This is a genomic window from Wolbachia endosymbiont (group A) of Portevinia maculata, assembly GCF_964028525.1.
In the GTDB taxonomy this organism is placed as follows: Bacteria; Pseudomonadota; Alphaproteobacteria; order Rickettsiales; family Anaplasmataceae; genus Wolbachia.
The window spans coordinates 1,198,747-1,223,686 of record NZ_OZ034786.1 but is presented as its reverse complement, the minus strand read 5'-3'; the positions used below and the strand labels follow the sequence as shown (position 1 = coordinate 1,223,686).

The following is a 24,940-nucleotide window of genomic DNA, read 5'->3' as shown; positions in this document are numbered from 1 at the left end:
TTTCGTCATCATAAATATCTATTCTTGAAGCATCAAATTTGTTAAAGAAAATAGCCTTCTGCCCACTACTACACTTTTTTGGAAGGTTGTGCTCTCTTGGCCACCGTCACGGGTTGCCCAACTTTTGGTTTCATCATTATAGATATCTATTTTTTTAGAACCTAAACCTAAACCCCCAAAGAAAATAGCTTTCTTGCCCACTACTGCTACCGCTACATATGTTCGTTTTTTACTAATGGTATGAGTAGTCCACTCTTTACCTTTATCAGCCTCGTCATCATAAATGTCTATTTGTGATGGATGATCATAAACACTAATATCACCTGCATCACCACTAAAGAAAATAGCTTTTTTACCGACTACTGCAACTGCTACCATATATCGTGCTTTACTGGCAGTACTAGTTGTCCACTGTTTTTTCTCATCATCATAAATATCTATCTGTGCAGAATATCCACGTTTCCCCATACCCCCAAAGAAAATAGCCTTCTTGCCGACTACTGCTACTGCCGCCTCTTTTCTTGCTTCACTAGTAATATGAGGTGCCCACCCTCCTGTTTCAGCGTCATAGATATCTACTTTTGGAGAGAGGTTATAAAATTTCTCACCCCCAAAGAAAATAGCCTTCTTGCCAACCACTGCAATTGCTGGATTGTGCCGTGCTTCACTGGCAGTATGAGTTGTCCACTTTTCACCAATTGCTTCATCATCATAGATATCTATTTGTGGAGAGCCACTGTCACAAAAGAAAATGGCTTTCTTGCCGACTATTGCAACATCTGATCTATACCCTGGCCTGCCTTTCATAAGGCAACTTGTCCATCCTTTAGTTTCGTCATCATAAATATCTATTTGTGCGGATTGACCATTACCTTTATCACCTCCAAAGAAAATAGCTTTCTTGCCGACTACTGCTACTGGTACAAAAATTCGCCCTTCACCAACAGTATGGGGTGACCATTCTCCTGTTTCATTGTCATAAATATTTACTTGTGAAGAGTATTGATCATCATCAATTTTACCCCCGAAGAAAATAACTTTATTACCAATGACAGCTTTTGATGAAAAAGGTAAAGGATCGAATTTTTTCTTTAAGTCAACAGTACAAGTTTTATAAGTAAAGTTATTAATAAACATTCCTTGCGGGCTTTTATTAGCAACTAAATCTTCATCAAGAGTAAATAGATTAGACGGGCTTTCACTATCAAACTTTGTTTCACCTATAATAACTACAATCCGTCTTTCTTCTCCACCTTGTTCTTTTAGATAAAAAACTGCTACTTTCTTCCAGTATAATTTTTTTGCTTCATCAACTGGATCTATTTTAATATCACTTGCAAGCTTTTGTGGTGCTGTCCAACTACCACTTGGCTTTTGAAAGATATAATTAATCGTTGCATCAACTCTTTTTTCGTTATCTTTCCCTTTTTCAATTTGCTGGACCCAAAATATAAATAATCTGTTGAACGCATATATTGGAGTAACTGTCTCAACTGGAATCGATGCTTCTATTTTCTCCCAGGCAGTCCAGTAGAGGATATTTTGGTTTTCTTCATCAAATATTGCTGTGCGGTAATAATAATCATAGGGTTGGGCAAGGGTGCGACCAATAACATATAAAGTATTTTTTCCTTCTACTCTTTCAAAACAACTATCAACTATCTTTAAGCTAGTCACTTGTTCAAAATCTTCAAAATACTTCATGTATGCATCACTTACTCCTTCATCAGTGATATTTCCCTGCATTAAGGTATTTTGTAGCTTTTTGTACTCTGGAGTTATAACTTTACGTAAAGTTGGGTTTAAGTAGTTTTCTGGATATAATTTTATCTTATTACTTGCTTCCCATTCTCGATAACTAGATAGCCATTTCCATTTTTCTTCAGTAAAGTCTTTATCAACCTCTACACCTTCTTCTATCTTCATCATAGCACGATGAATGTATAGCTGAATACTATTTAGTGCTGCTTTAATCGGCGAAATCTTTGAACATTCACTCATTTCAACATCTATCAGCAAGAACCCATAGAGATCCCTCATGTTTTTTAGGTCTGGATTGATATGTATCATGTACCTTGCAAGAATATCCCGTTTTTCACTTGCTAAATGCCCTTCATCTTTTTCAGTAATGAGCTCTAAATCTCCAGCAACATCTGTATATTTATTCCATTCATCTGCTGTTAAATTATATAAATCCTTGAGCTTTAGTAGAACTTTGACGTTGATTCCTGTGATATCCATAACAGATTTAATTCTCATCAAAGAATTCACTGGATCTTGCTTGCCAAAGCATTGCTTAAATACTTCGACTTTTTTAATAGCTTCGAGTGTATCTTCATTCCAACCAGTTAGCTGAACCATTTTTTCTATTATTTTGTCACTTTTGTAGTCATTTCCATATAGCCAGCTTATGTATTCTGGCAACTTAGAATATAATCCCTTTAGTGTTCTATAGTTTGCTAAAGTCTTGATTTGCTCAATTGACCAGGTTCCTTGTCCTCCATAGGCGCTTTTGTAACTTGTAATACCCTCTACTTCAAATTTTAGCGTTGAAAATACATCTACGTTATGAAGGAACTTTTCTAAAAATCCTCTGTCTGAAAATGATTGCGGATTCTCTGGATCAGCAGTAAATGTATAAATAGCATCTAGTATTTCAGGTTGAATATTACCTACAAACTTATACACCTCGTTATAGAAACTTTGCTGATCTTTTACTCCTTGTACTGAATTGTGCAATTGTTCTGCAAGTTGCTTACTTGAAGCAGGATTAATTAATCTGATTATTTGTTCAGTGGTAATTGTATGTTTCTTTAGCCAATCGTTAAATTCAACTACCTTCTCTTGATTTACTCCTTCTATCTTTAATTGTGACAAGAGTTCTGATATTGGTATGTTTATTAGTCTTGCAAGCAGAACTTCTTTGTATACTTCTAAAATTTCTTCCTTGAATACTTTTGTACCGTTGTGGTAGTTAATCAAAGAAGTTAATTCATTACTATTTACTCCTAAAATATTTTGTAATGCACTATAATTACTTGCTGTGGCAGCTAAATCTTTGAGGCTTTTTTGATTTAGAAGTGCTTTAAATTCTGGTAGGTTGTCAATTTTATTTGACACGCTCTCTGGTAAATTGTCAGCGCACAATGCAAATATTTTAGCTAAAGGTTGTTGAAATTTTTCATGTAGATTTTTAATCTTTGCTATTTTTTTCTGATCAATTTTACCCTCACTTAGTGCTTGAGTTAACTCGTCAAATGACCAGTTGAGTTTGTTTGCTAAACGAATAAAGCGATGTAGAAAGCTTAGTGCTTGGTTATCAAGGTTATCTATAATTTGTTTTTTGTGCTCATCTATAGTTTGTTCTATAACGGCAAGTATTATTGAACCTTTAATTTTATTATAGCTATCAAGTAATGACTGAAGTTTATCGTGTTCTATACCTGTTTGTACGATAAACTTATCAACATTGTTCAATTGATTTATTTCTGTTATTCCATATACTTCTTTTAAATAAGCTTCTGTTTCATTATCAGACGTAATTACTTCATATTCTTCTGGAGAAAGACCTAAAAACTCTGCATCAGTGTCAGCATTTTCAATGAGCATTTTATATATCTCTGCTAAGCTCGTCTTATGTTTCTTAAGGTAAGCACGTATACTCATTAGCGGAAAATTTGCTGGAAGATTAAAAGGATATTTGGCAGTTGCAAGTTTACTTAGAACATCATCTCCAAGATCATGCTTTAGCTTTTCCTCTATTATCTCATTTACGATTTCAAGATATAACTTCTCTTTGTTAGTATTGTCGCAATCTAGTTTTATGTCGTAGAGATCTGGACGACGTTTTTTAAGTAATTCAGGTGGGCAAATATATTTATTAACTATTTCCAATAACTTAACCAGATAAGCTGCTGGACTTAGTACTGATTGGCAACTTTCACACTGATTGTAATCATCAGTATTAAAGATTTTTGGTATATGCATGTTCTCCCCTATAAATTTTAATGTATGTTGCAGCAGCGTTGAGCTCGATAGTGAGGCTCAGAAATTTTCTTAGCATTTGCTACATAAACTGAAATAAACTTCTTTCTGGTTACAGCTTTTTGGTAGATATCCCGTGCCGTGCTTTCTAAAAATGTATCTTTTACTACTTCAACAAACCTATTCTCGGATAAGTCAGTAATTTTAAACACTGAGTCATATAAGAAGTTTTCATCGTCTTTAAAACTCAGTAGCTGCTCAGCAGTGGAATCATCAAGTCCCATCTTCTGTAAACGAATAAGCGCATCATTTGTCATTTCTTTTTCTCCTTTCATAAATTTTTTAAAATGTTACTACAAAGGCAAATGTTTCCCGGGTTGCTGCAGTTCTGATAAGTGGTACGGTGTGTTCTAAAACTAATAAGATTCCAGGATTTTCCACGTCTTTTGGTTCAAAATATCTCTGTCCTATAGGTTTTACTTTAGTACCAACCATAACCCCTAATTCCCTTATCACTTGATTTGCTGCGTCCGTGAAATCGAAAGTGAATTTGAGAAAAAGATTATTGGTTGGTACATTTGAGGGTCTAAACCTTCCAGAAGGGGTCAAAAGCTCTCCATTCTCATCACCTGTGCAGAATAGCACTTCGTCTGCAGTACATCTGCCAAGTTCATTGAGTAGTTTTTGAGAAGTAATAGGCTCCGGTGGTGTGCTTTGAACGTACTCTATAGTAACTGTACTACTCTCTACAATAGAGCTGTTTTCTGTACGCTGAATAACACCAGTACTGCTATCAACTATATAATCTATACTTGGCTGATAAGTTGTTTGTCCTGTAAAAACCCTTACATCTTTAATAGTGTGGTGATCTAGAGCTATTTCACCCTCAACAAAAACTTTTTCGACCTGATGGCTATTTCCAGAGCTTGAATCACCTGTTCCCCAAGCAAGATGGATAGATTGCTTTTTTATGCTGGCTGCTATTGCTGCTCTTCCTGATTGTGTAAGAATTGACACCTGTGATGAGTTTGAAAGGCTTATATAATATATATTCAGGATTTGGAAAATTTTTGTCCAAAAAAAATGAATTTTTGCCTAATTTTTTGTTGCAGTATTATTTAAAAATCGAACTGTATTATTCTCGAAAAAAAACAATAGAATATCAATAGGTTAAAAATTGCATCTGTATTATTTATTTTTGCTCCTGTCCTACAAAGTGCACCTATAAGTTCTCATCCTTAAAGCATTAATTGTTTTAGGGAAAAGTTATGAAACTAAAAACTGCCATAGTTGTTCAAAATATACGTTATCAAGCTAAGAGATTAAAACTTTTTGAATGCTTTGCTCATGAAACTCATGAAGATCTTGAGCAAGAACTTTTCTGTGAAATTTGGACTTATCTTGATAGATATGATGAAAGTAAAGGTAGCTTTAACACTTTTGTAGCAAGATTAACTGAACGTCGTGCCAATAACTTATTGGAGAAACAACTATGTATGAAGCGCAATATTAATAACTATGTCAATATTGAGAAAACAGAAGCTTTTGAAGATGAAGTAGCGAAACGTACTGATGTAGATTACATGATTTCAACGCTACCAAGAAAGATGCAAAAGATATGCGAACAACTCAAGTACTTTAACTTATATGAAGTTGCTAAGATGAACAACATATCAAGAACTACTTTAAATACTATGGTAAGAAAAATACGTATAAAACTCTCTTCCATCTACTACAAGAGCAAAAAGAAAAATTGAACATAAATTCTACCTTTCCTGAATATATAACATATACCATTGAGGTGAATAAATGACTTTTAAAATTTTAAACAATAATGAAAGATTGAAAACAACTACAGGCATAAAAGTAGTAATTTTTGGTCCTTACGGTATTGGTAAAACCAGTCTCTTAAAGACTATAAGTGAACCAACACTATGTCTTGACTTTGAAGCAGGTCTGCTTGCTGTTCAAGATTGGCAGGGAGATTCAATTAGTGTTCGTACTTGGAATCAAGCTCGGGATATTGCCTGCCTAATTGGTGGTCCGAACCCTGCACTAAAATCTGATCAAGCGTATAGCCAAAGACACTATGAGCACGTATCAAGTAAATACAATGAAGAGTTTTCTAAATATCGATGTATTTTTATTGATAGCATCACTGTAGCATCACGTCTTTGTCTCTTATGGGCAAAAATGCAACCGGAAGCTTTTTCTGAGAGAAGTGGAAAGCAAGACATGAGAGCTGCTTACGGAATACTTGCGCAAGAGATGATGGCATGGCTCAATCAATTTCAACACATCGGAGATAAAGACATCATCATAGTTGGCACATTAGGCCAATATCTTGATGATTGCAATCGCTCAACCTGGCTTCCTCAATGTGAAGGAGCAAAAACTGCTAGTGAAATTCCAGGTATTGTTGATGAAGTAATTAGTATGGTTGGAATCAAGAAAGATGATGGTACAGAGAAACGTTTATTTGTCTGTCAAACTATTAACTCTTGGGGATATCCAGCTAAAGATCGAAGTGGCTGCCTGAATATGGTTGAAGAACCGCATCTTGGTAAATTGCTTGCGAAAATTAAAGCCAAAACTTTGGCTCCTATTGCTTAATTAAAAATTGGAGAATAATTATTATGGAACAAAGCTTTTTCAATATCGGTCAAAAAATTCCCTTTTTCAGTGTGAAAGAATACTTGAATGATCAATCGCCAATACCAGAAGATATAATCTCACCAAGAATTTTAACAAAAAGAGGCTTATTGGTACTGGGTGGCCCTCCTAAGATTGGCAAAAGCGACTTTTTGATCTCTTGGCTTGTTTACATGGCTGCTGGTAGATCATTTCTTGGTATGACACCAAGTAGACCTTTGAAAATTTTCTACATGCAAACTGAAATTGAGTATGAATATATGAAAGAACGGTTGCAACAACTTCAACTGGATAACGAACTTTTGAATGTAGCTGCCAATAACTTAATTATCACGCCAAGAGTGCAATTATCATTTAGTAGTGAAGAAATAGATGAAATTAAAAATGTTGTCAAAGAGCGTTTCAAACCTGATATTATCGCCGTCGATCCTCTTCGCAACATCTTCAACTCAAGTGAATATGGTAATGAAAATGACAACAGCGCTATGCTATTCTTTTTGCAAAAAACGCTTGAAAGACTGAGGAACATTATTAATCCAGATGCAGGTATAATCCTCACTCACCACACAAAAAAACTTTCCAAAAAGATGCTGGAAGAAGATCCATTTCAAGGCCTAAGCGGTGCTGGATCTTTACGTGGATTTTATAGCACTGGCATGGTGATGTTTGCTCATGATGAGGAAAGCACTGTCCGTCAAATAGTATTTGAGCTTCGTAATGGTGAACGTGTAGCAAGTAAGCTTGTTGATAAGATAAATGGTCGTTGGAAACTTGTAGACCAATGGAGTTGATTCTTTTTTTACTTAATTTATAGGGAACAATATGCTAACAGATTTTTTAACTGATTTTAATACTGCAAAATTACAAAGTAATTTAATACCAAAAGGTACAATAGTCAAGGTAAAAATGGCAATTAAACCAGGAGGTTATGAAAATTGGTTCACTAAAAGCTACACTACTGGCAGCATCTATTTAAACGTTGAATTTACTGTCACTGAAGGTCCATATGCAAAACGCAAGATTTTTCAAGTAATTGGTATTAAAAGTGGCAAAGCAAGAGTTGAAGGAGAAGATACTTGGGGAGAATCTGGTCGTTCTATGCTTAGAAGTATTTTAGAGTCAGCACGGAACATTCATGCAAATGACACTTCAGAAAAAGCAGTGATTGCTAGAAAAATCAACTCTATAGCTGATTTTAACGGGTTAGAGTTTACTGCAAAAGTTGGTATTGAAGCCGACAGTAGATACGGAGATAGAAACAGAATTGCTACAGTTGTTACTCCAGAACAAAACAATGGTATTGAATCTGACTGGTTACCATTTTGAAGTACGACGAAGGAAAGTTATGGGCTGCTGTTATTACTAGAGCTCTTCAGGATGCAGCAGGAAGGAACCTAAAACTTAAAAAAGAGGCTTGTAAATGGATTCGATCACGATCCTTTGAAACTGTTTGTGAACTCGCCAATCTGGACTCTAAACGTTTAAAGAATATGTTGATTAAAAAGGAGGGAAATTTTATGGGTTTTTCATCTCAAAAAGAGATTAAATCATTGTTAATTGATAACATAAAAGAATGTGTATCTTACTTACTTCCGGGTGGAGAATTTTATCAAGATAGGTTCTATCTGGCAAATTTAGGTAAAGATAAGATAATAGTTGAAATAAAAGGAGAGAAAGCAGGAAATTGGAATGACATTTATAAAGAAAAGAAGGGAGACATACTCAGTCTTTGGACTTTAGTTGAAGGTAACATAGATTCTGCCAAAAAGTGGTTGAACGCTAAAAAAAATTCCACGTTACAAAACAATGGAGAAAAAGCATTTTCTGTAAGACACTACTTAAATGATAAATCACCAATGCCAAAAGATATAATAGGGCCAAGAATATTAACTCCAGGCGGTCTTTTGGTCATAGGTGGAACTCCCAAAATCGGAAAAAGTAATTTTCTTCTTTCCATGTTAGTACATTTAGCTGCTGGAGTATCATTTCTTGGTATGAAGCCTGCAAAGCCACTTAAGATATTCTATCTACAGAATGAAATGGAATATGATTACATAAGAGAGCGCTTACAGAAGCTAAGAATCAGAAAGAAAACCCTTGATGCAGGGACAGAAAACTTAGTCATCACTCAAAAAATAAAACTAACCTTGAATGTGGAAGAAATAAAAGAAATTATGTACGAAAATCTCGATGTAAAAACAGTTGACGTTATAGTGATAGATTCTCTTTTTGATTATAGGAGTATGATCTCTTTTCTGAAAAATGATGTTGATAAACTACGTTCTATAACTAATCCTATGGCCGGAGTAATCTTTACACATTATACCAAAAAAGTATCCACAACTACGTTAAAAAAGAATCCATTTCAAGCATTGAGTGGTGATAATGTTTTAAGAAGTTTATATACATCTGGAGTAGTAATATTTAAACCTAGTCAGCATAGAAATGTTCTGCAAGTAATGTATGAACTCAAAAATGGAAGACCCATACCAACAAAATTCATCAGTGAAGTTAACGGACACTGGAAAACAGCTTAGTTGAATTTCATAAGTTAAATTTTAAATATATTGGGGAATTTTATGGATATCTATTGTGATTTTAATACAGCAGCACCACATGGACATTACAAACCGTTAGTAGAAAAAGAACAGCTAAAAGCTCAGCTTTTGTTAAATATCAGATCATGCCTTTCATATCTATTACCAAGAGGGATATTTCGTGGTGATAAGTTTTATGTAGGCAATGTACAAGGTGATAAAGGAAAGAGTCTAGTAGTAGAATTAAGTGGTAGTGAAGCTGGACTATGGCACGATTTTGCAACAAAAGAAGGTGGAGATATAATTGATCTTTGGGCAGAAGTGCATAGAAAAAGTACGAGAACAGAGTTTACTGAAGTAATGGACTCTATAGCTGAATGGCTTGGTCATTTTAAAAAGCTCAAAACTGACAAAACTGCAGGTAATCCAACTGCATATTGGGATTATTACGATGAAAACGGCCAAGCTATTGTTAGAGTATATCGTCATGATGATGATAGTAGAAAGAGATATCTTCCTTTTGATATCAAAAAATCCACCTTTAGTGTACCAGAGATAAGGCCACTATATAATATTCCAGGTATTTTAAAGTCCGATAAAATTATTCTTGTAGAAGGGGAAAAGTGTGCAAATGCTCTCATAGAGCAAGGTATTACTGCCACAACTGCAATGTCTGGAGCAAATGCAGACCCAAATAAAACAGATTGGACACCACTCAAAGGTAAACATGTTATTATTTGGCCAGATAATGATGAACCAGGTAAGAAATACGCTGAAAAATCTGCTATGAAACTTACTTGTCTTGGAGTTGAAGAACTTTGCATTTTGGAAATACCTAAAGATAAACCAAAGGGTTGGGACGCTGCTGATTGCGTGAAAGAAGGTATAAATGTTGAAGAGTTCATCCTTAGTACAAAAAAGGCTCCTTCAAAAAAATCGTTGAGAATAGATACCAGAGCTTGGGCTAATATTGCTCCAGAAAGAGAATGGATTGTTAAAGATTGGCTTCCTATTGGAAGTGTTACGGCTCTCTACGGTGATGGTGGTATGGGAAAGTCTCTACTTGCTCAACAACTAATGACAGCAGCGAGCACAGGTAAATCTTGGTTGGGAATGGAAATTGAGCAGATGAAGACATATGGTGTATTTTGTGAAGATGATACAGAAGAGCTGTGGCGAAGACAGTGTGCTATAAATAGATTATATCAGTTAGATATGGAATCCTGTGACTTTCATGATAATATTGGCTTTTTATCGAGAGTGTGGAAAGATAATCTACTCATGGTATTTGATAACAAAGATATAGGTAAATTAACTCATTGCTTTGAAGAATTACTTGAAGATATTAAATTGTTTCAACCAAAGCTAGTAGTTTTAGATACAGCAGCAGACTTATTTGGTGGCAATGAAAACAATCGCTCTCATGTGAGACAATTTATTCAAAGTTGTTGTGGAAAAATAGTGAAAGTAATAAAAGGAGCTGTATTATTATGTGCTCATCCTTCTGATTCAGGAATAATACGTAAAACAGGTACAGGTGGTTCAACTGCGTGGAATAATACAGTAAGATCTCGTTGGTACTTGTCAAAGCCAGATAAAGCTGATGCTTCTGGTAATGAACGAGTACTTTGCCGTAAGAAGTCAAATTATTCTGCATCTAACGAAGAAAAGATTTCATTTTATTGGCATAACGGTGCGTTTTTACAATCTGATGATACATTAAATTCAGAAAGAATAGTAAGGTCTAGCTATAATACTAAATTGGATTTAGAACGTCTAAGAAGATGTGATATAATTTTAGAGTTAATCTCTAATGAAGCGTATAGAGGAGAAGTATATACTGCAGCTAGCTTTGCAAAGTGTTTTGAAGGAAAGTTCGGACTTGGTAGTGATCGTAGCATTCGTGAAAGAATTAGTAATCTTGCAATGATAGGTCATATAAAATTTTTCAAGAAGTGTGATGAATATGGATTATCAAACACAAGATCGAAGCATGGTTACCTATGTGTAAAAGACATGGAGCTAAAAATTGCTGAAAATCAGTATGTATTGGTAAAACCAGATTACTATCTTGTACCAAACAATGGAGCGACTCTACCTGTGGAAAATAGGGATGTATGGGTCTTACATAACTCTGAGAAATAATATGGGAAAGATAATATACAATGTTAATTATTATTAGTATAATGAAAATATAATGTTACTCAATCTTCATTATAGATAACATCTATAGGAAAGCTAAAGAAGCAAATAGCCTCTTTATAGATAGCAAACAAATTAGGGGTCTGAAACAAAAATTTTTTGGAAGTAAATACCCATTCAACAAAATAGCAAAGTAAATACAAATGCTAAAAAGATAATTATAGAACAGATATAAACATGTCTGGCAAGCCTTTTAAAAATATCTGAAAATTTGAATATAGTAGGACTAAGGAATTAAAGAGAGGAGAGAAAATACTATTTCAATGAGCTGCTTGAGAAAGATCAGGACCTAGGAGCACAGATTATACCAAAAATTTCCAAATTATTATCTTTTACCAAATGCAGTTAACAGCTAAAAACCAAGAAATGTATAACATTGCAAAAGGAGATAGTAGAATTATATATTAAGTTGGCAAGTTGGCAAACTGAAGAATCTGCCATTCTACCAACTTAAAATTGATAAAAATATAAGAAAATCAGTAGCTTAGAAAAAGTAATAAGTTGGTAGAATGGCAGAAAGTTGCCAACTTGAAATATGTTCCAAAGTTCCCTTCTATGGCTGATTTGAGCAAGTTGGCAGAATGGCAGATTCCTTTATATATATAATATATTACATATTAGTAGTATGTAATATATCTATTGTGATTAGATGTCACTTAGCACAGAAGCAGTTGAAGAAAAATTCATCTTGATAACAGTCTATTTTTTTAATTCCTATTTTTAATGCTTTTTAAAGTAATTATACCACTTGGTGGACCCAAATATAGGTTTAACCCAAAGAACTCTTGTAAACTACATTAAAAACCCAATGAGGGGCATGTGTAGCTTAACTCAATAGAAAACCTTGTGCAGCTATATCACGTTTTATTTTAGCTGTAAAGACTTAAGAAAAAACAAAAGCCTGAAAGAGACAAAAAACATACCTTATCTACAATAGGTGAATACTGTTTTTAGCAGGCTTGCATGTTTGGAAATCTCAACGAGTGAATCTTCTTTGAAGGAAAAAATTTGTCAATGCAAGGCAATATGAAGAGCAGTTAAAGCACCTATGCTGCAGGTGATATAAAACCAAAAGCTACTAGCCCTGCTCCAACTGTAAAATGGGAAACTATTTATAGGTGATTTGAACCGGAGAGACTTTAATCTACTTAACGAACTACTTTTATCAGCACAGTAAAAGGGTTAATACGGTAACCATAATCTTTACGCGATGATCCAGGCCAACCAACTGTTTGAATCACATCATTACGTTCGATGTTTAGTCCTAACTTTTTAGCTAAGGTGGTTTTTATTGTTCTTTGGATTGTGTTTAGTGGTTTTCTGATGTGATGTTCTGGATCTGCTTCTGGATCGAGATTTAGGCGCTTTTCTATTTCAGTTATGCTAAGCAACATGTGTTTTTCAGGAGGTAATTCTTTTTTACAATCATGCAAAAATTGTTCAAATAATATGCGAAAAACTTTCATACATGCTACAGCTTTCTTATTTAGAATCTCTATATTGTTTACGTAAAGTGAGCCCTCTATCAATTGCAACTCTAGTAATTCCTTCTCTTTAGGAGGTTCAATTAGATTAAGTGAAGTATGCAAAATTTGCATTGAAGTATTTGGTATTAACTCTGGTACTCCTCTTTGTACTGCTTCTTGAAATACTTCAATTAAAGTCTGATGCTGAAAGAAAAGGTCAACCATTTTTACTATGGGCAAATCAAGAGGTATGTTTGATGGATTTTTTCTCAGTATTATTAATATAGTTGGATTAGCTTTAAGCTTATCTATCGTTAAGAATGTTGGATTGGTGCAAAAATCAAGAACAATGAGATTTACAAATTGACCTTGGTCACCAGCATGATAAACTCCTCTTTCCACTTTTTGCCACATGAAATGCGTATTACTTAGCTGACCTTCAAACCAATTCATAAATTTCTCTGGGTTTAAATATGCAGATAAGCGGTGAAATCTTTGCTTCTTGTAGGTATTAGGTAAAATATCACGGTTGCAATTTTCACAAATTATATTATCGCATGCTTCGTTAAAGTCCTCATCAATGAAAATCTCATTGTTACAGTATGGATCAACTATATTTGGCCAATCTAATTTATCTTGTCTACGAGAGCAGATAATGTAAGACCTCTCTTGCATCTTAATTAATTCAAGATCTGACAAATACCTTGCTGCTTCGATGTAATTTTGATTTGGATTAATCCAAGAGCTGCCAGAATTAAGAAGATCAGAGATTTGCTCTTGGCAAGATTGTAAGACCATAAAATTGTTTTATGTATGCTTTAAAATCCTCTCTTTCCCTTTTATTCAGAGGATGTTCAGAGTAGTAAATTGCTATGTACTCATTACTTCGCTTGAAAAATAAGCCTATCTTTTTGCCTTGAAATATTACTTTAATCGATTCTATAAATGGCACTATTTCTCCTACAAATGGCTTTAAAACATGCAATTCCAGTGCAATAGGATCATATGGAGCAACAGTCAAAGTGATATTAGTATAGCTGTAATTGAAACGATTTGACTGAAACTTTAACTCAAAAACACGAATATTTGAATCAGATTCATTAATACAAGTTTCTATAAATTTATGCACCTGTTCCGCGAAATTTTTATCCTGCACATCTACAAAAATACATTCGCAACCAAAGTAACAACTTGCAATGCTATTTGCTATTTCTATAGCTTGATCAATGTTTCTAGCACCAAGATCTACCTGAGTGCCATTTAGTAGAAAATCCAAAATCATCCACTCTGCCTTATGGCCATGAATGACTTTGTTTGAATTTAACAACAAATCTATATCGCTAGCTTTGCGTATTAACACATATAAACGATTCTGATGATAGAAGAAACCTTGTAGTTGATTCTCGAAACTGTCATTTCTCTTAATGTTATCTTCTTTCAGTATTTGTTGTATGATTTCCTCTGAGATAAAGTCTTTAAATGGAGTACTTGGTCGTCTTGGTATTTTTTGTAAGGCAAAAGACATGAAACTCTTTCTTTGTATTTTTTCAAAGTGATAGACAGACTTTAAAAGATTGTAATCTGCATGAAACAGTAGAAACAGCAAAGACTTCTTATCATATTTATTATTATTTTTTACAAGGTAGGATTTCATGAGTTCTGTAGTTAATGCAGATCTTGCAATTTCACTGACAGTAACTTCTAGTTTTGCACGGTCAAAACAGGTAATCAAGTAGTAAGTAACGAGAGAATCGGAATAATTAGCAATCACTTTACGTTTGTATTGTACAGATGTATTATCGTAACTTTCATCATCAAAGAGTTGAGCATTTAATTTATCTTTAAAGGAGTTTTGAAAAATAATATTTAATTGCTTACCAGAAAGTGAATCTATCCAAGACTGACGTATTTTTGTATTGTGAAAACGATCAAGCAAATGGTTAACAGGGACTTCTAAATCATCTTCCCAAAATTTACGATTTGGATAAATGTTCATAAGAAACTAACCACACCATAATAACATAATAGACTACTTAAATAGTTAAGATAGAAATCTGAAAGTCTTGACCAATAATTATGCAAGGGCTGTTTACTGATTTTTAACCAAGTTTTTTCTAAAAAGTTTGCTTAAGAAGAAGATTTTTTGGACAAAAATTTTTCAAATCCTGAATATATATTATATAGCACTCTAGCGAAACAAATTCTGAATATAAATGTCAATCCTAACACTGGACCTTGGCAAGCAAACGGGCTGGGCAATTCTAACAGATGGAGTAATTGAAAGTGGAAGCAAAAGCTTTCATGGTAGCCGTTTCAGTGGAGGCGGTATGTGCTTCTTAAACTTTCGTAATTGGCTTAATTCTTTGAAGGACATTTCTGCAGTGTATTTTGAGGAAGTAAGAAGACATCTAGGAACTGATGCAGCGCATTGCTATGGTGGTTTTCTTGCAGTGTTGTCTGCTTGGTGTGAAGAACATCATGTGCCGTACAAAGGTGTTAATGTTAAAACTATAAAACGCTTTATAACAGGCAAAGGCAATGCAAGTAAGAGTGAAGTTATTGAAGCGATACGTGAAAAAAGTTTTTCACCTAGAGATGATAATGAGGCCGATGCTTTGGCATTAATGTTCTACGTTATGAATTTCAGTAAAGATTTTAACATATCAAAAATACCGTAAAAGTGGGTCCTTTCGGCCATAATGGCGGGTTTGATGGGTCAGACCCCAGGCCTTCTTTAGCGTCAGATATATTTTGAATATTAACTTTTTAATTATTAAGAATTTAAATTATATGAATTTAGCAATCCACTATTATCCTACTCGAAACCTAGTTGAATATGAGCGTAATCCGCGTAAAAATGACGATGTAGTCAACAGAATGTGTGCTTCAATCAGGGAATTCGGCTTTCGTATACCAATAGTTGCAAAAAGTGATGGCACTGTGGTTGATGGTCATTTAAGACTTAAAGCAGCAAGAAAACTTGGTATGGAGAGTATACCAGTTGTTTTAAGTGATAATTTAAATGAACCACAAACTAAAGCTTTTCGATTACTTGCCAATCAATCAGCTAACTGGGCAAAGTGGGATGATGATCTTTTGAAGGTGGAAATTCAAGAGCTAGAAGATCTGCAGTTTGACCTTAAAATGACTGGATTTGAATTGGAAAAAGTTCAACGATTTCTCGATGATTTTGATGGTGAAAAAGAAGATCTTTCTGACTTAGCTGGTGATGATAAAAAAGTAGAAGTAACAAAACCAGGGAATTTATGGATTTTAGGAAATCATCGAATCTATTGTGGTGATAGCTCTGTAATTGAATCATATAAAGCGCTGTTAGATGATAAAATGGTAGACATTACTGTTTGTGATCCTCCATATAACGTTGATTATGGTAATAGCCAAGACAAAAAGATATTAAACGATAATCAAGGTGAAAAGTATGAGCTTTTTCTCTATGATATTTGCAGTCATATTTTAGCATACACCAAAGGTGCGATTTATATCTGTGCATCATCATCAGAGTTTTCAACGTTGCAAAAAGCATTTGAGGAAGCGGGAGGAAAATGGTCAACATTTATCATTTGGGCAAAGAATCATTTTACACTAGGCAGATCTGATTATCAGAGACAATATGAAGCAATGCTCTATGGATGGAAAAGCGGCAATAAACGTGAGTGGCATGGAGGTAGAAATCAAAGTGATCTGTGGTTTTATGATAAGCCAACACATAACTCATTACATCCAACAATGAAGCCAGTAGAGCTAATGGAAAGAGCAATAGTTAATAGCAGTAGATCAGGAGATATCGTACTTGATCCATTTAGCGGCTCTGGAAGTACACTGATTGCATGTGAGAGAACAGGAAGAATTTGCAGGACAATAGAGCTAGATTCAAAATTTGTAGATGTAACCATAAAACGTTGGCAAATATATACCGGAAGAGATGCCCTTTTAGCCAGTACTGGTAAAACTTTTGCAGAAATTCAAGAAGAAAATTCGTAAAAAGGAGCAAAGGAGGAAAAGAGTGGAAAAAATCACGCAGACGGAATGGGCAAGAGAGATAGGAGTATCAAAGCAATATGTCTGTTATTTAGTAAAAAAAGGAATAGTTAAGTTGGAGGATGGTTTGATCGACCGAGAACAAGCAAATGAAGCAGTAGCGGCAATAAGAGATCCAAGTCAGCCACTGAGGAGGAAAAATCCAGAAAACGAAAATACAAGTAACCTTTCCACGATGTTGCTAAAAACTAGAATAAAAAATGAAATGGAACGAGGTAAACTTCTTGAGGCAAAGGCAAAAGCTGAGATTGGTGAACTTGTAGCAGTAGAGGAAGTAAAGCGCGAAGCATTTAATGTAGCAAGAGTTGTCCGTAATAATTTGCTTAATATTCCAAATAGAGTTTCAGCACTACTTGCATCACTGAGTGACACTGAAAAGATTCATATGGCGCTAACTGAAGAGATTACAAACTCATTACAAGAATTATCTAATACTAAATTTCAAATATAAAAAAGATTTTGAATATAAAATGGCTAAGTTTGGAGTTAATAAAGTGTCTCATCAATCAACCTGGATTAGATGTTAATGTTAGAGGATTAAATGGAAAGACACCACTACATTGTGCTATAGAATTTGATGAATTAAGCATGGTGGATTTGTTACTCACGAAGAAGAATATTAATCCTTTTGTGGAAGATAATGAAGGTAAAACATCTCTTGATTACGCCAAAGAAGGGAAAAAAGCAGAAATATTACAAGCGCTAATTAATAACAAATACGGATCAGAACAAGATAGTTTACTTCATTTAGCTGCAATGATAGGTGAAGTTAATGCAGTTAAGTATTTGATAGGAAAAGGTATTGACGTTAATGTACGAAATACTTTGCATCATACTCCATTACATCTAGCAGCAGGAATAGGACATGCAGAAGTTGTAAAGATCTTGATAAGAGAAGGAAAAGCTGAAATAGATGTCTTTGATGCACGAAATCAAACACCAATGCATTACGCAGTTAATAATAAAAAACTGGAAATAGTAAAGTTATTACTCGAGCTCGGAGTAGATGTAAATAGCACGCGCATAGGACAAAACTCAATGAAATTGTCACCTGTGCATATAGCTGTAAGTAATACTAATTATGATGAAAGGGATTTATGTCTTGATATTCTCAAATGCTTAATAAAGGAGCCTAATGCTCAAGTTAATTTACAAGACTACGAAAACAAAACACCACTACATTACGCTGAAAGACTTAAAACAATAGAGGTTTTACTAACTCGAGAGGATATAGATCCTTTAATCAGGGATGATAATGGTAAGACACCATTTGATTACGCTAAACCTGAGATAAAGAAGGCTTTGATGAGTAATAAATACGGTTCTGAGAAGAATAGTCTACTCCATTTAGCTGCACAAAAAGGAGAAGTTGAGCTTGTAGAATCTATTTTAAAGGAAGAAATTGATATTGATATTTCAAATAATAAGGGTCTATCACCGATTTACCTTGCTGCAGAAAAAGGGCATTTACATGTAGTAAAGTTATTGCTGAAAAAAGGAGCAAACTATACACCTGTTCTGCACTTAGCAATCAAGTCAAATAATTTAGAATTGCTAAAAACTTTATTTAAAGAAAAGAGTATCAAATTACCAGATGAGATAGGCAGATCTGTACCAATTTATTATAGGTGTATGGAGCATAGAGATGCAAAAGTAAGAAAATACAATAATGTAATCTGTGTTTCTACCTCAGTAAGTGCAGTAGCAATAGCGGTATATATAGGGTTAACAGCAATAACAATAAGCAATGCAATCATTTTTGCAACAATAACAGGGATATTTGCGCTTGTTATAGCAATAATGATAAGTGAGGTGAGCAAAAGATATATAGAAAAGGAATTTCAGAAAAAGATGCTTATGGAATTGGAGGAGTGTGGAGGAATAAACTCTACTGTTAATAATATTGAGATAGAACCAATTATGAGTAGATGCAGACAATGATATACGCCACATCTTTTTCTGAAGGTTTAAAACCAGATCCAGAGCTTAAAGTATCAGAGTGGGCGAATGAGTATCGAGTTCTAGCAGCAACTGCAGCATCAGAGCCAGGTAAATGGAGAACAGAAAGAACTCCTTATTTAAAAGAAATAATGGATTCACTATCACCATCTTCACCTGCAGAAAAAGTAGTATTCATGAAAGGAGCGCAGATTGGGGGAACAGAAGCTGGCAACAATTGGATAGGCTATATCATCGATCAAACACCAGGTCCAATGTTAGTTGTGCAGCCAACAGTTGAAATGGGAAAACGTTGGTCAAAAGGAAGATTTGCACCGTTAATAGAGAGTACGCCATGTTTAAAAAGTAAAGTAAAAGACCCAAGGTCAAGAGACTCAGGAAATACTGTGCAAAGTAAGGAATTTCCAGGTGGAATAGTAGTAATAACTGGAGCAAATAGCAGTGTAGGACTTAGATCTATGCCAGTAAAATATCTCTTTCTTGATGAAATAGATGCGTATCCAGGAGATTCAGGAGGAGAAGGAGATCCAGTTTTACTCAGCATAGCTCGTACCAATACATTTGCACGGCGAAAGATTTTTTTAGTATCAACGCCAACGATTCATGGAATAAGCAGAATTGAGAAGGAATTTGAAGCAACAGATAAGAGATATTTTTTTGTACCATGTCCGCATTGTAATTACTATCAAGTTCTAAAATGGTCACAAATAAAATGGGAAGATAAAAATCCAAATACAGCACACTATATATGTATAGAATGTGGTGAAAAGATAGAAAATCATCAAAAAACAGAGATGCTTGAACGTGGAGAATGGAGAGCTACTAATCCAATGAAAGGTGAGAAAAAAGGATTTCATCTTTCAAGTCTTTATAGTCCAGTTGGCTGGTATAGTTGGACTCAAGCAGTAGAAGATTTTCTCCATGCAAAAGAAAGTGAACAATTACTAAAAGTTTGGATAAATACCACTTTAGGAGAAACTTGGGTAGATAAAGGAGAAGTACCAGACTGGAAGCAATTATTTAACAGAAGAGAATTTTTTCAGATTGGCACAGTACCAAAAGGCGAAGTAGTTCTCACAGCAGGAGTTGATGTCCAAAAAGATCGTTTAGAAGTAGAAGTTGTAGCATGGGGAAAAAGCCGCGAAAGTTGGTCAATAGACTACCGAGTATTTGAAGGTGATACTGGAGGAGGAGAAGTATGGGGAAAACTTTCGGAGCTTCTGAGTCATCATTTTATCGGTGAAAATGGGCTTGAATACATGATAAGCATGATGGCAGTTGATGCAGGGTATGCAACGCAAGAAGTATATAACTGGGTGAGAAGTCATCAAGGGTCTGGAAGAGTAATGGCAGTGAAAGGTGTAAATAAAGCACTAGTGCCGCTGAGTAGCCCAAGCAGAGTAGATATAACAGTTGGTGGTCAAAAACTAAAGAGAGGAATAAAGCTGTGGCCAGTAGGAGTATCGATATTAAAGTCAGAGCTTTTTCAACTACTTAATGTTTTAAAAGAAGAAGAGAAAGTGCCAGCAGGATACTGTCATTTTCCCGAGTATGCACCTGAATATTTTAAGCAGCTAACAGCAGAGCAATTAGTCAGCAAAGTAGTGAAAGGATATACCAAACAAGAGTGGCAAAAGGTAAGAGAAAGAAATGAAGTACTAGATTGCCGAATTTATGCGAGAGCAGCATCTATTGCACTTGGAATTGATCGTTGGCCAGAGAGTAAATGGAATAGTTTGAGTGGAAAAATAGAAAGTAAAAAACCTAAAAAAGTAAGACAGAGTAAGTGGTTGGAAAATGTATAACGAAGAGTATTTAGTTCAAGTCGAAGAAGCGATAAAGAAGCTGCAAAACGGAGAGCGAGTAGTATCAATTGCATATGGTGATCATGTTGTGCGGTACGGGGAAGTTCAAATAAAGGATTTATTGAATTTAAGACAACGAATTAAGGCTGAGTTAAAAGTTGCAGGTATGAACCCAAAGAGGAAAATTGTTTTTTCAACGAGTAAAGGAATTTTATAAATGCTGCTAAAAACCTTCAAGCAATTGTTTAACAAACCAAAAATCAAAAGTTCTGCATGGGATGCGTCAGGCTCAGGAAGAAGAGTGATGTATTGGCAAGGAGAAACAGGAAGCATAAATAATTTACTTTCTCAGAGCCTTGGGCACTTACGTAGCCGCTCTCGGGATATGGTGAGAAAAAATCCATATGCAGCAAATATCATTGATACAATAGTAAGTAACTCTATTGGAATAGGAATAAAGCCGCAATCAAAAGCAAGAGATGGAGAATTTCGAAAGAAGGTGCAAGAATTATGGCTAAGATGGACAGATGAAGCAGATAGTAACGGAGTAAGTGATTTTTATGGATTACAAGCTCTGGTATGTAGGAGCATGATAGAAGGTGGAGAGTGTTTTGTACGCCTCCGACATCGTAAACTCGAAGATGGATTTTCTGTACCATTGCAACTTCAAGTATTGGAATCAGAGCATTTGGACAATAAGAGCAATCAAACACTAGCCAATGGTAATGTAATAAGAAACGGGATTGAGTTTAACAGGCTTGGGCAAAGAGAGGCATATTACTTATTTAGAGAACATCCAGGAGAAGGCTCGTTTGGTGAATCAGTGAGAGTGCCAGCAAATGATGTTTTACATATTTATAGACCATTAAGACCTGGGCAAATCAGAGGGGAGCCATGGCTTTCTAATATACTGCTAAAGCTTTATGAGCTTGATCAATATGATGATGCAGAATTAGTGAGAAAAAAGACAGCAGCGATGTTTGCAGGGTTTATTACGAGACTTGATCCAGAAGCAAATATCATGGGAGAAGGTGAAGCAAGTGAGCAAGGAGTAGCACTATCTGGATTGGAACCTGGAACAATGCAGCTTTTAGACCCAGGAGAGGACATAAAATTTTCAGAGCCATCAGATGTTGGAGGAAGTTATGAAGCATTCATGAGACAGCAACTGAGGGCAATAGCAATAGGCACAGGAATAACATATGAGCAGCTAACAGGAGATTTAACAAGCGTTAATTATTCATCCATTCGGGCAGGGTTGATAGAGTTTCGCAGAAGGTGCGCAATGTTACAGCATAACGTGATAGTATTCCAGTTTTGTCGGCCTATTTGGAATAGATGGCTAGAGTTAGCAGTACTTTGTGGAGAACTGAGTATAGATGAAAAAGTAGTAAAAGCAGCGAAAGAAGAAGTAAAATGGATACCACAGGGATTTGATTGGGTGGATCCTTTAAAAGACCAGCAAGCACAACAAATGGCAGTAAGAAATGGCTTCAAAAGTCGAGCAGAAGTAGTATCAGAAATGGGTTACGATGTAGAAGAAATTGACCAAGAAATAGCAGAAGATAATAAACGCGCCAATAGTCTCAATTTAATATTTGATTCTGATGTCGGGGGAAACAATGTTTCTAAGTAAACCATTAATGCTTGAACCAAAAAGTTTTGAACTACTATCGCTTTACAATCAAAAACATCCCATGTTTAAAAACATAAAGCACTCTATAAAAAGTAACGTAGAAAGAACTGCAATTATACCAATTCATGGAATTCTGACTAAAAAACCAGGAGCTTTTGACGTCTTTCTGGGAATGACATCATATGAGCAAATAGAAGCGCAAGTAAAGCAAGAATTAGCAGATAGTAGTATAGAGACTATTTTACTGGACATAGATAGTCCCGGAGGAGAGGTAAACGGTATATTTGACCTAGCTGACTTTATTTATGAATCAAGAGCAAAAAAGAGGATAATAGCGATAGCAAATGATGATGCATATTCTGCTGCGTACGCTATAGCCTCTAGCGCTGAAAAGGTATTTGTGAGCAGAACCTCAGGAGTAGGAAGCATAGGGGTAATTGCAAGTCATATAGATCAAAGTGGGTTTGACGAAAAACAGGGAGTAAAATATACAACAGTATTTGCAGGAAGTAGAAAAAATGATTTAAATCCACATGAGCCAATGACGTCTGAAAGTCTGGAAAGCTTACAAAAAGAAGTAGACCGACTATATGAAATGTTTGTGCAGCTGATAGCAAGGAACAGAGGTCTTTCAATTGAAAAGATTCGATCAACAGAGGCAGGGCTATATTTTGGGGAGAAAGCAGTAGAAATAGGCCTTGCAGACGGAATGACAATTCTTTCATCTATTAATAAAAACAGGAGTATTACTATGAATGAACAAACTACAACTGACCTAGAAACTGATAATTTAACTAATAAAATCAAGAATGACAGTTATCATGCTGAAGTTCTTGAATTAATACGTTTATGCAACTTATCACGAATGCCAGAGAAAATAGGAGAATTTATAGAGCAGAATGTTAGCAGCAAACAAGCACAAGAAATATTAATGTCGATACTTGCAGAACGAACAATGAAGACTGAAATTTTAAGCACATTACCACAGAATTCGTCAGAAGATTTAATGATGCAGGTAGCAAGAAGTCGTGCACAATCTGGCATTTAGAATATTCGTAGTATAACAAAAGTAGAAAATAAAGGAGAAAAGCAAAATGAGTACTATAACAGAACAAAATAACCTTGGGGATCTTCTGAAATACGAAGTTTCAAATCTATATTCAAGAGACCAAATAACAGTGGCAAAAGGGCAAAATCTTAAACTTGGTACGGTTGTTGGTCGTGATGAAGATGATCTAATTAAGATTGTAAACCCAACTGCAACAGATGGTACACAAACGGCGATAGGTGTAATAACAAGCGATGTAAATGCAAAGGAAAATACTAAAGGAGTAATTATTACTCGTGGTGGAATACTAGCAGACCATGCAGTTGTGTGGCCAGCAAATATCACTGAAGAACAGAAAGCTGCAGCAATAAAGCAACTTGAAGCACGAGGGATCATTATCCGCAAGGGAGTTTAACTAAAATTAATAAGGAGAAAAAGAATGCAAAATCCATTTACAAATACAGCATTTAGCATGACGGCGCTAACAAATGCGATAAATATATTGCCGATAAATTATGGACGTGTTGAAAATTTAAACTTGTTTCCAAGTAGGTCAGTAAGATTTAGACATATTACCATAGAAGAACACAACGGAGTTTTAAGTCTACTACCAACACAAGTGCCAGGAGCACCAGCAACAGTAGGAAAACGCGGCAAAAGAAAGGTAAGAACATTTACGATTCCACATATTCCACATGATGATGTAGTGTTATCAGAGGAAGTACAGGGAATAAGGGCATTTGGATCAGAAAGTGAACTGAAAGCGCTGGCAGACGTAATAACTGACCATTTACAGCTAATGAGAAACAAACACGCAATAACATTAGAGCATTTACGAATGGGAGCGCTGAAGGGAATTATTCTTGATGCTGACGGGTCAGAATTATTAAATCTGTACAACGAATTTGAAATCACGCCAAAAGTAGTAAATTTTGCACTAGGAACAGCAACAACAGATGTCAAGCGTAAGTGTCTGGAAGTACTCCGGCATATAGAAGATAATCTAAGTGGTGAATATATGACCGGAATTCATGCCTTGGTAAGCCCTGAGTTTTTTGATGCATTAACTTCGCATAGTAAAGTGAAAGAAGCATATGAAAGATGGCAAGAAGGAGCAGCGCTAAGGAACGATATGAGGTCAGGATTTACGTTCTGCGGAATCACATTTGAGGAATATAGAGGGCAAGCAACTGATCCTGAAGGAACGGTTAGAAGATTTATTGAGAAAGATACAGGGCATTGTTTTCCACTAGGAACAGCGAGCACATTTACAACATATTTTGCACCAGCAGACTTTAATGAGACAGTAAATACCCTTGGACAGCCACTATATGCAAAACAAGAGCCAAGAAGATTTGATAGAGGGACTGATTTGCATACGCAGTCAAACCCTCTGCCAATGTGCCATCGTCCGGCCGTTTTAGCGAAAATAGTAACAACATAGTAGGGTTGTATATTAAATCAAAGTCGCAAGACTATGACAAGCAAGGAGTGATACTGTCAACTGGGTTGATTGGTAAAAATCGTAGGGACCTTAGTACACTCCTAGCTTAAAATAATGTAGTACGAACGGTAGAAGGATCTAAAAGATC

At 35.3% G+C, this 24,940-nt stretch carries 21 protein-coding genes; 16 read left to right on the top strand and 5 right to left on the bottom strand.

Annotated features, from left to right (window positions below):
* Positions 1-18: 18 nt before the first annotated feature.
* Genes ABWU36_RS06055 through ABWU36_RS06045 form a run of 3 tightly spaced genes read right to left on the bottom strand, consistent with a single transcriptional unit; the run spans position 19 to position 5,001 of the window.
* Positions 19-3,987, bottom strand: coding sequence for a neuraminidase-like domain-containing protein (locus ABWU36_RS06055; RefSeq protein WP_353273153.1), 3,969 nt, complete (start codon positions 3,985-3,987; stop codon positions 19-21).
* 17 nt (positions 3,988-4,004) lie between these two features.
* The gene (locus tag ABWU36_RS06050) at positions 4,005-4,319 is read right to left on the bottom strand and encodes a hypothetical protein (RefSeq protein ID WP_353273152.1); all 315 of its coding nucleotides are present in this window, start codon (positions 4,317-4,319) and stop codon (positions 4,005-4,007) included.
* A 7-nt stretch (positions 4,320-4,326) separates the two neighbouring features.
* Positions 4,327-5,001, bottom strand: a complete 675-nt coding sequence (locus tag ABWU36_RS06045) for a hypothetical protein (RefSeq protein ID WP_353273151.1) — start codon at positions 4,999-5,001, stop codon at positions 4,327-4,329.
* Positions 5,002-5,252: 251 nt separating this feature from the next.
* Between ABWU36_RS06045 and ABWU36_RS06040 the strand changes: the two genes are divergently transcribed.
* From ABWU36_RS06040 to ABWU36_RS06015, 6 genes are read left to right on the top strand one after another with little or no spacing between them, the layout of a single operon-like run.
* The gene (locus ABWU36_RS06040; protein WP_017532023.1) at positions 5,253-5,741 is read left to right on the top strand and encodes a sigma-70 family RNA polymerase sigma factor; all 489 of its coding nucleotides are present in this window, start codon (positions 5,253-5,255) and stop codon (positions 5,739-5,741) included.
* A gap of 52 nt (positions 5,742-5,793) precedes the next feature.
* The gene (locus tag ABWU36_RS06035; protein ID WP_353273150.1) at positions 5,794-6,597 is read left to right on the top strand and encodes an ATP-binding protein; all 804 of its coding nucleotides are present in this window, start codon (positions 5,794-5,796) and stop codon (positions 6,595-6,597) included.
* A gap of 23 nt (positions 6,598-6,620) precedes the next feature.
* The gene (locus ABWU36_RS06030) at positions 6,621-7,427 is read left to right on the top strand and encodes an AAA family ATPase (protein ID WP_353273149.1); all 807 of its coding nucleotides are present in this window, start codon (positions 6,621-6,623) and stop codon (positions 7,425-7,427) included.
* A 31-nt stretch (positions 7,428-7,458) separates the two neighbouring features.
* Positions 7,459-7,962, top strand: coding sequence for a hypothetical protein (locus tag ABWU36_RS06025; RefSeq protein WP_353273148.1), 504 nt, complete (start codon positions 7,459-7,461; stop codon positions 7,960-7,962).
* The gene (locus tag ABWU36_RS06020; RefSeq protein WP_353273147.1) at positions 7,959-9,173 is read left to right on the top strand and encodes an AAA family ATPase; all 1,215 of its coding nucleotides are present in this window, start codon (positions 7,959-7,961) and stop codon (positions 9,171-9,173) included. Before ABWU36_RS06025 ends, ABWU36_RS06020 begins: the two co-directional genes overlap by 4 nt.
* A gap of 42 nt (positions 9,174-9,215) precedes the next feature.
* The gene (locus tag ABWU36_RS06015; protein WP_353273146.1) at positions 9,216-11,318 is read left to right on the top strand and encodes an AAA family ATPase; all 2,103 of its coding nucleotides are present in this window, start codon (positions 9,216-9,218) and stop codon (positions 11,316-11,318) included.
* 1,205 nt (positions 11,319-12,523) lie between these two features.
* On the opposite strand, the gene ABWU36_RS06010 is transcribed toward ABWU36_RS06015, so the two are convergent.
* Both ABWU36_RS06010 and ABWU36_RS06005 read right to left on the bottom strand, forming a co-directional pair.
* The gene (locus tag ABWU36_RS06010) at positions 12,524-13,639 is read right to left on the bottom strand and encodes a hypothetical protein (RefSeq protein ID WP_353273145.1); all 1,116 of its coding nucleotides are present in this window, start codon (positions 13,637-13,639) and stop codon (positions 12,524-12,526) included.
* The gene (locus ABWU36_RS06005) at positions 13,605-14,837 is read right to left on the bottom strand and encodes a hypothetical protein (RefSeq protein WP_353273144.1); all 1,233 of its coding nucleotides are present in this window, start codon (positions 14,835-14,837) and stop codon (positions 13,605-13,607) included. Before ABWU36_RS06005 ends, ABWU36_RS06010 begins: the two co-directional genes overlap by 35 nt.
* Positions 14,838-15,054: 217 nt before the next feature.
* Between ABWU36_RS06005 and ABWU36_RS06000 the strand changes: the two genes are divergently transcribed.
* From ABWU36_RS06000 to ABWU36_RS05955, 10 genes are all read left to right on the top strand, one after another.
* Positions 15,055-15,519 (top strand): crossover junction endodeoxyribonuclease RuvC, encoded by a 465-nt coding sequence (locus tag ABWU36_RS06000; RefSeq protein WP_353273143.1) that lies wholly within the window; start codon positions 15,055-15,057, stop codon positions 15,517-15,519.
* Between the two features lie 112 nt (positions 15,520-15,631).
* Positions 15,632-16,843 (top strand): DNA modification methylase, encoded by a 1,212-nt coding sequence (locus ABWU36_RS05995; protein ID WP_353273142.1) that lies wholly within the window; start codon positions 15,632-15,634, stop codon positions 16,841-16,843.
* Positions 16,844-16,865: 22 nt separating this feature from the next.
* The gene (locus ABWU36_RS05990) at positions 16,866-17,351 is read left to right on the top strand and encodes a hypothetical protein (RefSeq protein WP_353273141.1); all 486 of its coding nucleotides are present in this window, start codon (positions 16,866-16,868) and stop codon (positions 17,349-17,351) included.
* A gap of 14 nt (positions 17,352-17,365) precedes the next feature.
* Positions 17,366-18,841 (top strand): ankyrin repeat domain-containing protein, encoded by a 1,476-nt coding sequence (locus tag ABWU36_RS05985; protein WP_410541971.1) that lies wholly within the window; start codon positions 17,366-17,368, stop codon positions 18,839-18,841.
* Entirely contained in the window at positions 18,838-20,664 is a 1,827-nt protein-coding gene (locus ABWU36_RS05980; RefSeq protein ID WP_353273139.1) for a phage terminase large subunit family protein, read from the top strand. The genes ABWU36_RS05985 and ABWU36_RS05980 overlap by 4 nt, the downstream gene beginning before the upstream one ends.
* Positions 20,657-20,881: a gpW family head-tail joining protein gene (locus ABWU36_RS05975; protein ID WP_353273138.1), complete on the top strand. Its 225-nt coding sequence runs from the start codon at positions 20,657-20,659 to the stop codon at positions 20,879-20,881. Before ABWU36_RS05980 ends, ABWU36_RS05975 begins: the two co-directional genes overlap by 8 nt.
* Complete coding sequence (locus tag ABWU36_RS05970; RefSeq protein ID WP_353273137.1) at positions 20,882-22,300, top strand: phage portal protein; 1,419 nt, start codon at positions 20,882-20,884, stop codon at positions 22,298-22,300.
* Positions 22,287-23,348: a S49 family peptidase gene (locus tag ABWU36_RS05965; protein ID WP_353273136.1), complete on the top strand. Its 1,062-nt coding sequence runs from the start codon at positions 22,287-22,289 to the stop codon at positions 23,346-23,348. The genes ABWU36_RS05970 and ABWU36_RS05965 overlap by 14 nt, the downstream gene beginning before the upstream one ends.
* A 46-nt stretch (positions 23,349-23,394) precedes the next feature.
* Positions 23,395-23,763: a head decoration protein gene (locus tag ABWU36_RS05960; protein WP_353273135.1), complete on the top strand. Its 369-nt coding sequence runs from the start codon at positions 23,395-23,397 to the stop codon at positions 23,761-23,763.
* A gap of 24 nt (positions 23,764-23,787) precedes the next feature.
* Positions 23,788-24,792, top strand: a complete 1,005-nt coding sequence (locus ABWU36_RS05955) for a major capsid protein (RefSeq protein WP_353273134.1) — start codon at positions 23,788-23,790, stop codon at positions 24,790-24,792.
* The last annotated feature ends 148 nt before the right edge of the window (positions 24,793-24,940 follow it).

What these genes read in the sequence shown, in the direction of transcription:
- ABWU36_RS05995 (WP_353273142.1), top strand. Translation starts at nt 15,632, where the DNA reads ATGAATTTAGCAATCCACTATTATCCTACTCGAAACCTAGTTGAATAT.
- ABWU36_RS05970 (WP_353273137.1), top strand. Translation starts at nt 20,882, where the DNA reads ATGCTGCTAAAAACCTTCAAGCAATTGTTTAACAAACCAAAAATCAAA.
- ABWU36_RS06035 (WP_353273150.1), top strand. Translation starts at nt 5,794, where the DNA reads ATGACTTTTAAAATTTTAAACAATAATGAAAGATTGAAAACAACTACA.
- ABWU36_RS05965 (WP_353273136.1), top strand. Translation starts at nt 22,287, where the DNA reads ATGTTTCTAAGTAAACCATTAATGCTTGAACCAAAAAGTTTTGAACTA.
- ABWU36_RS06050 (WP_353273152.1), bottom strand. Translation starts at nt 4,319, where the DNA reads ATGAAAGGAGAAAAAGAAATGACAAATGATGCGCTTATTCGTTTACAG.
- ABWU36_RS06055 (WP_353273153.1), bottom strand. Translation starts at nt 3,987, where the DNA reads ATGCATATACCAAAAATCTTTAATACTGATGATTACAATCAGTGTGAA.
- ABWU36_RS06025 (WP_353273148.1), top strand. Translation starts at nt 7,459, where the DNA reads ATGCTAACAGATTTTTTAACTGATTTTAATACTGCAAAATTACAAAGT.
- ABWU36_RS05955 (WP_353273134.1), top strand. Translation starts at nt 23,788, where the DNA reads ATGCAAAATCCATTTACAAATACAGCATTTAGCATGACGGCGCTAACA.
- ABWU36_RS05975 (WP_353273138.1), top strand. Translation starts at nt 20,657, where the DNA reads ATGTATAACGAAGAGTATTTAGTTCAAGTCGAAGAAGCGATAAAGAAG.
- ABWU36_RS06030 (WP_353273149.1), top strand. Translation starts at nt 6,621, where the DNA reads ATGGAACAAAGCTTTTTCAATATCGGTCAAAAAATTCCCTTTTTCAGT.
- ABWU36_RS06015 (WP_353273146.1), top strand. Translation starts at nt 9,216, where the DNA reads ATGGATATCTATTGTGATTTTAATACAGCAGCACCACATGGACATTAC.
- ABWU36_RS06040 (WP_017532023.1), top strand. Translation starts at nt 5,253, where the DNA reads ATGAAACTAAAAACTGCCATAGTTGTTCAAAATATACGTTATCAAGCT.
- ABWU36_RS06010 (WP_353273145.1), bottom strand. Translation starts at nt 13,639, where the DNA reads ATGGTCTTACAATCTTGCCAAGAGCAAATCTCTGATCTTCTTAATTCT.
- ABWU36_RS05960 (WP_353273135.1), top strand. Translation starts at nt 23,395, where the DNA reads ATGAGTACTATAACAGAACAAAATAACCTTGGGGATCTTCTGAAATAC.
- ABWU36_RS06005 (WP_353273144.1), bottom strand. Translation starts at nt 14,837, where the DNA reads ATGAACATTTATCCAAATCGTAAATTTTGGGAAGATGATTTAGAAGTC.
- ABWU36_RS05980 (WP_353273139.1), top strand. Translation starts at nt 18,838, where the DNA reads ATGATATACGCCACATCTTTTTCTGAAGGTTTAAAACCAGATCCAGAG.
- ABWU36_RS06000 (WP_353273143.1), top strand. Translation starts at nt 15,055, where the DNA reads ATGTCAATCCTAACACTGGACCTTGGCAAGCAAACGGGCTGGGCAATT.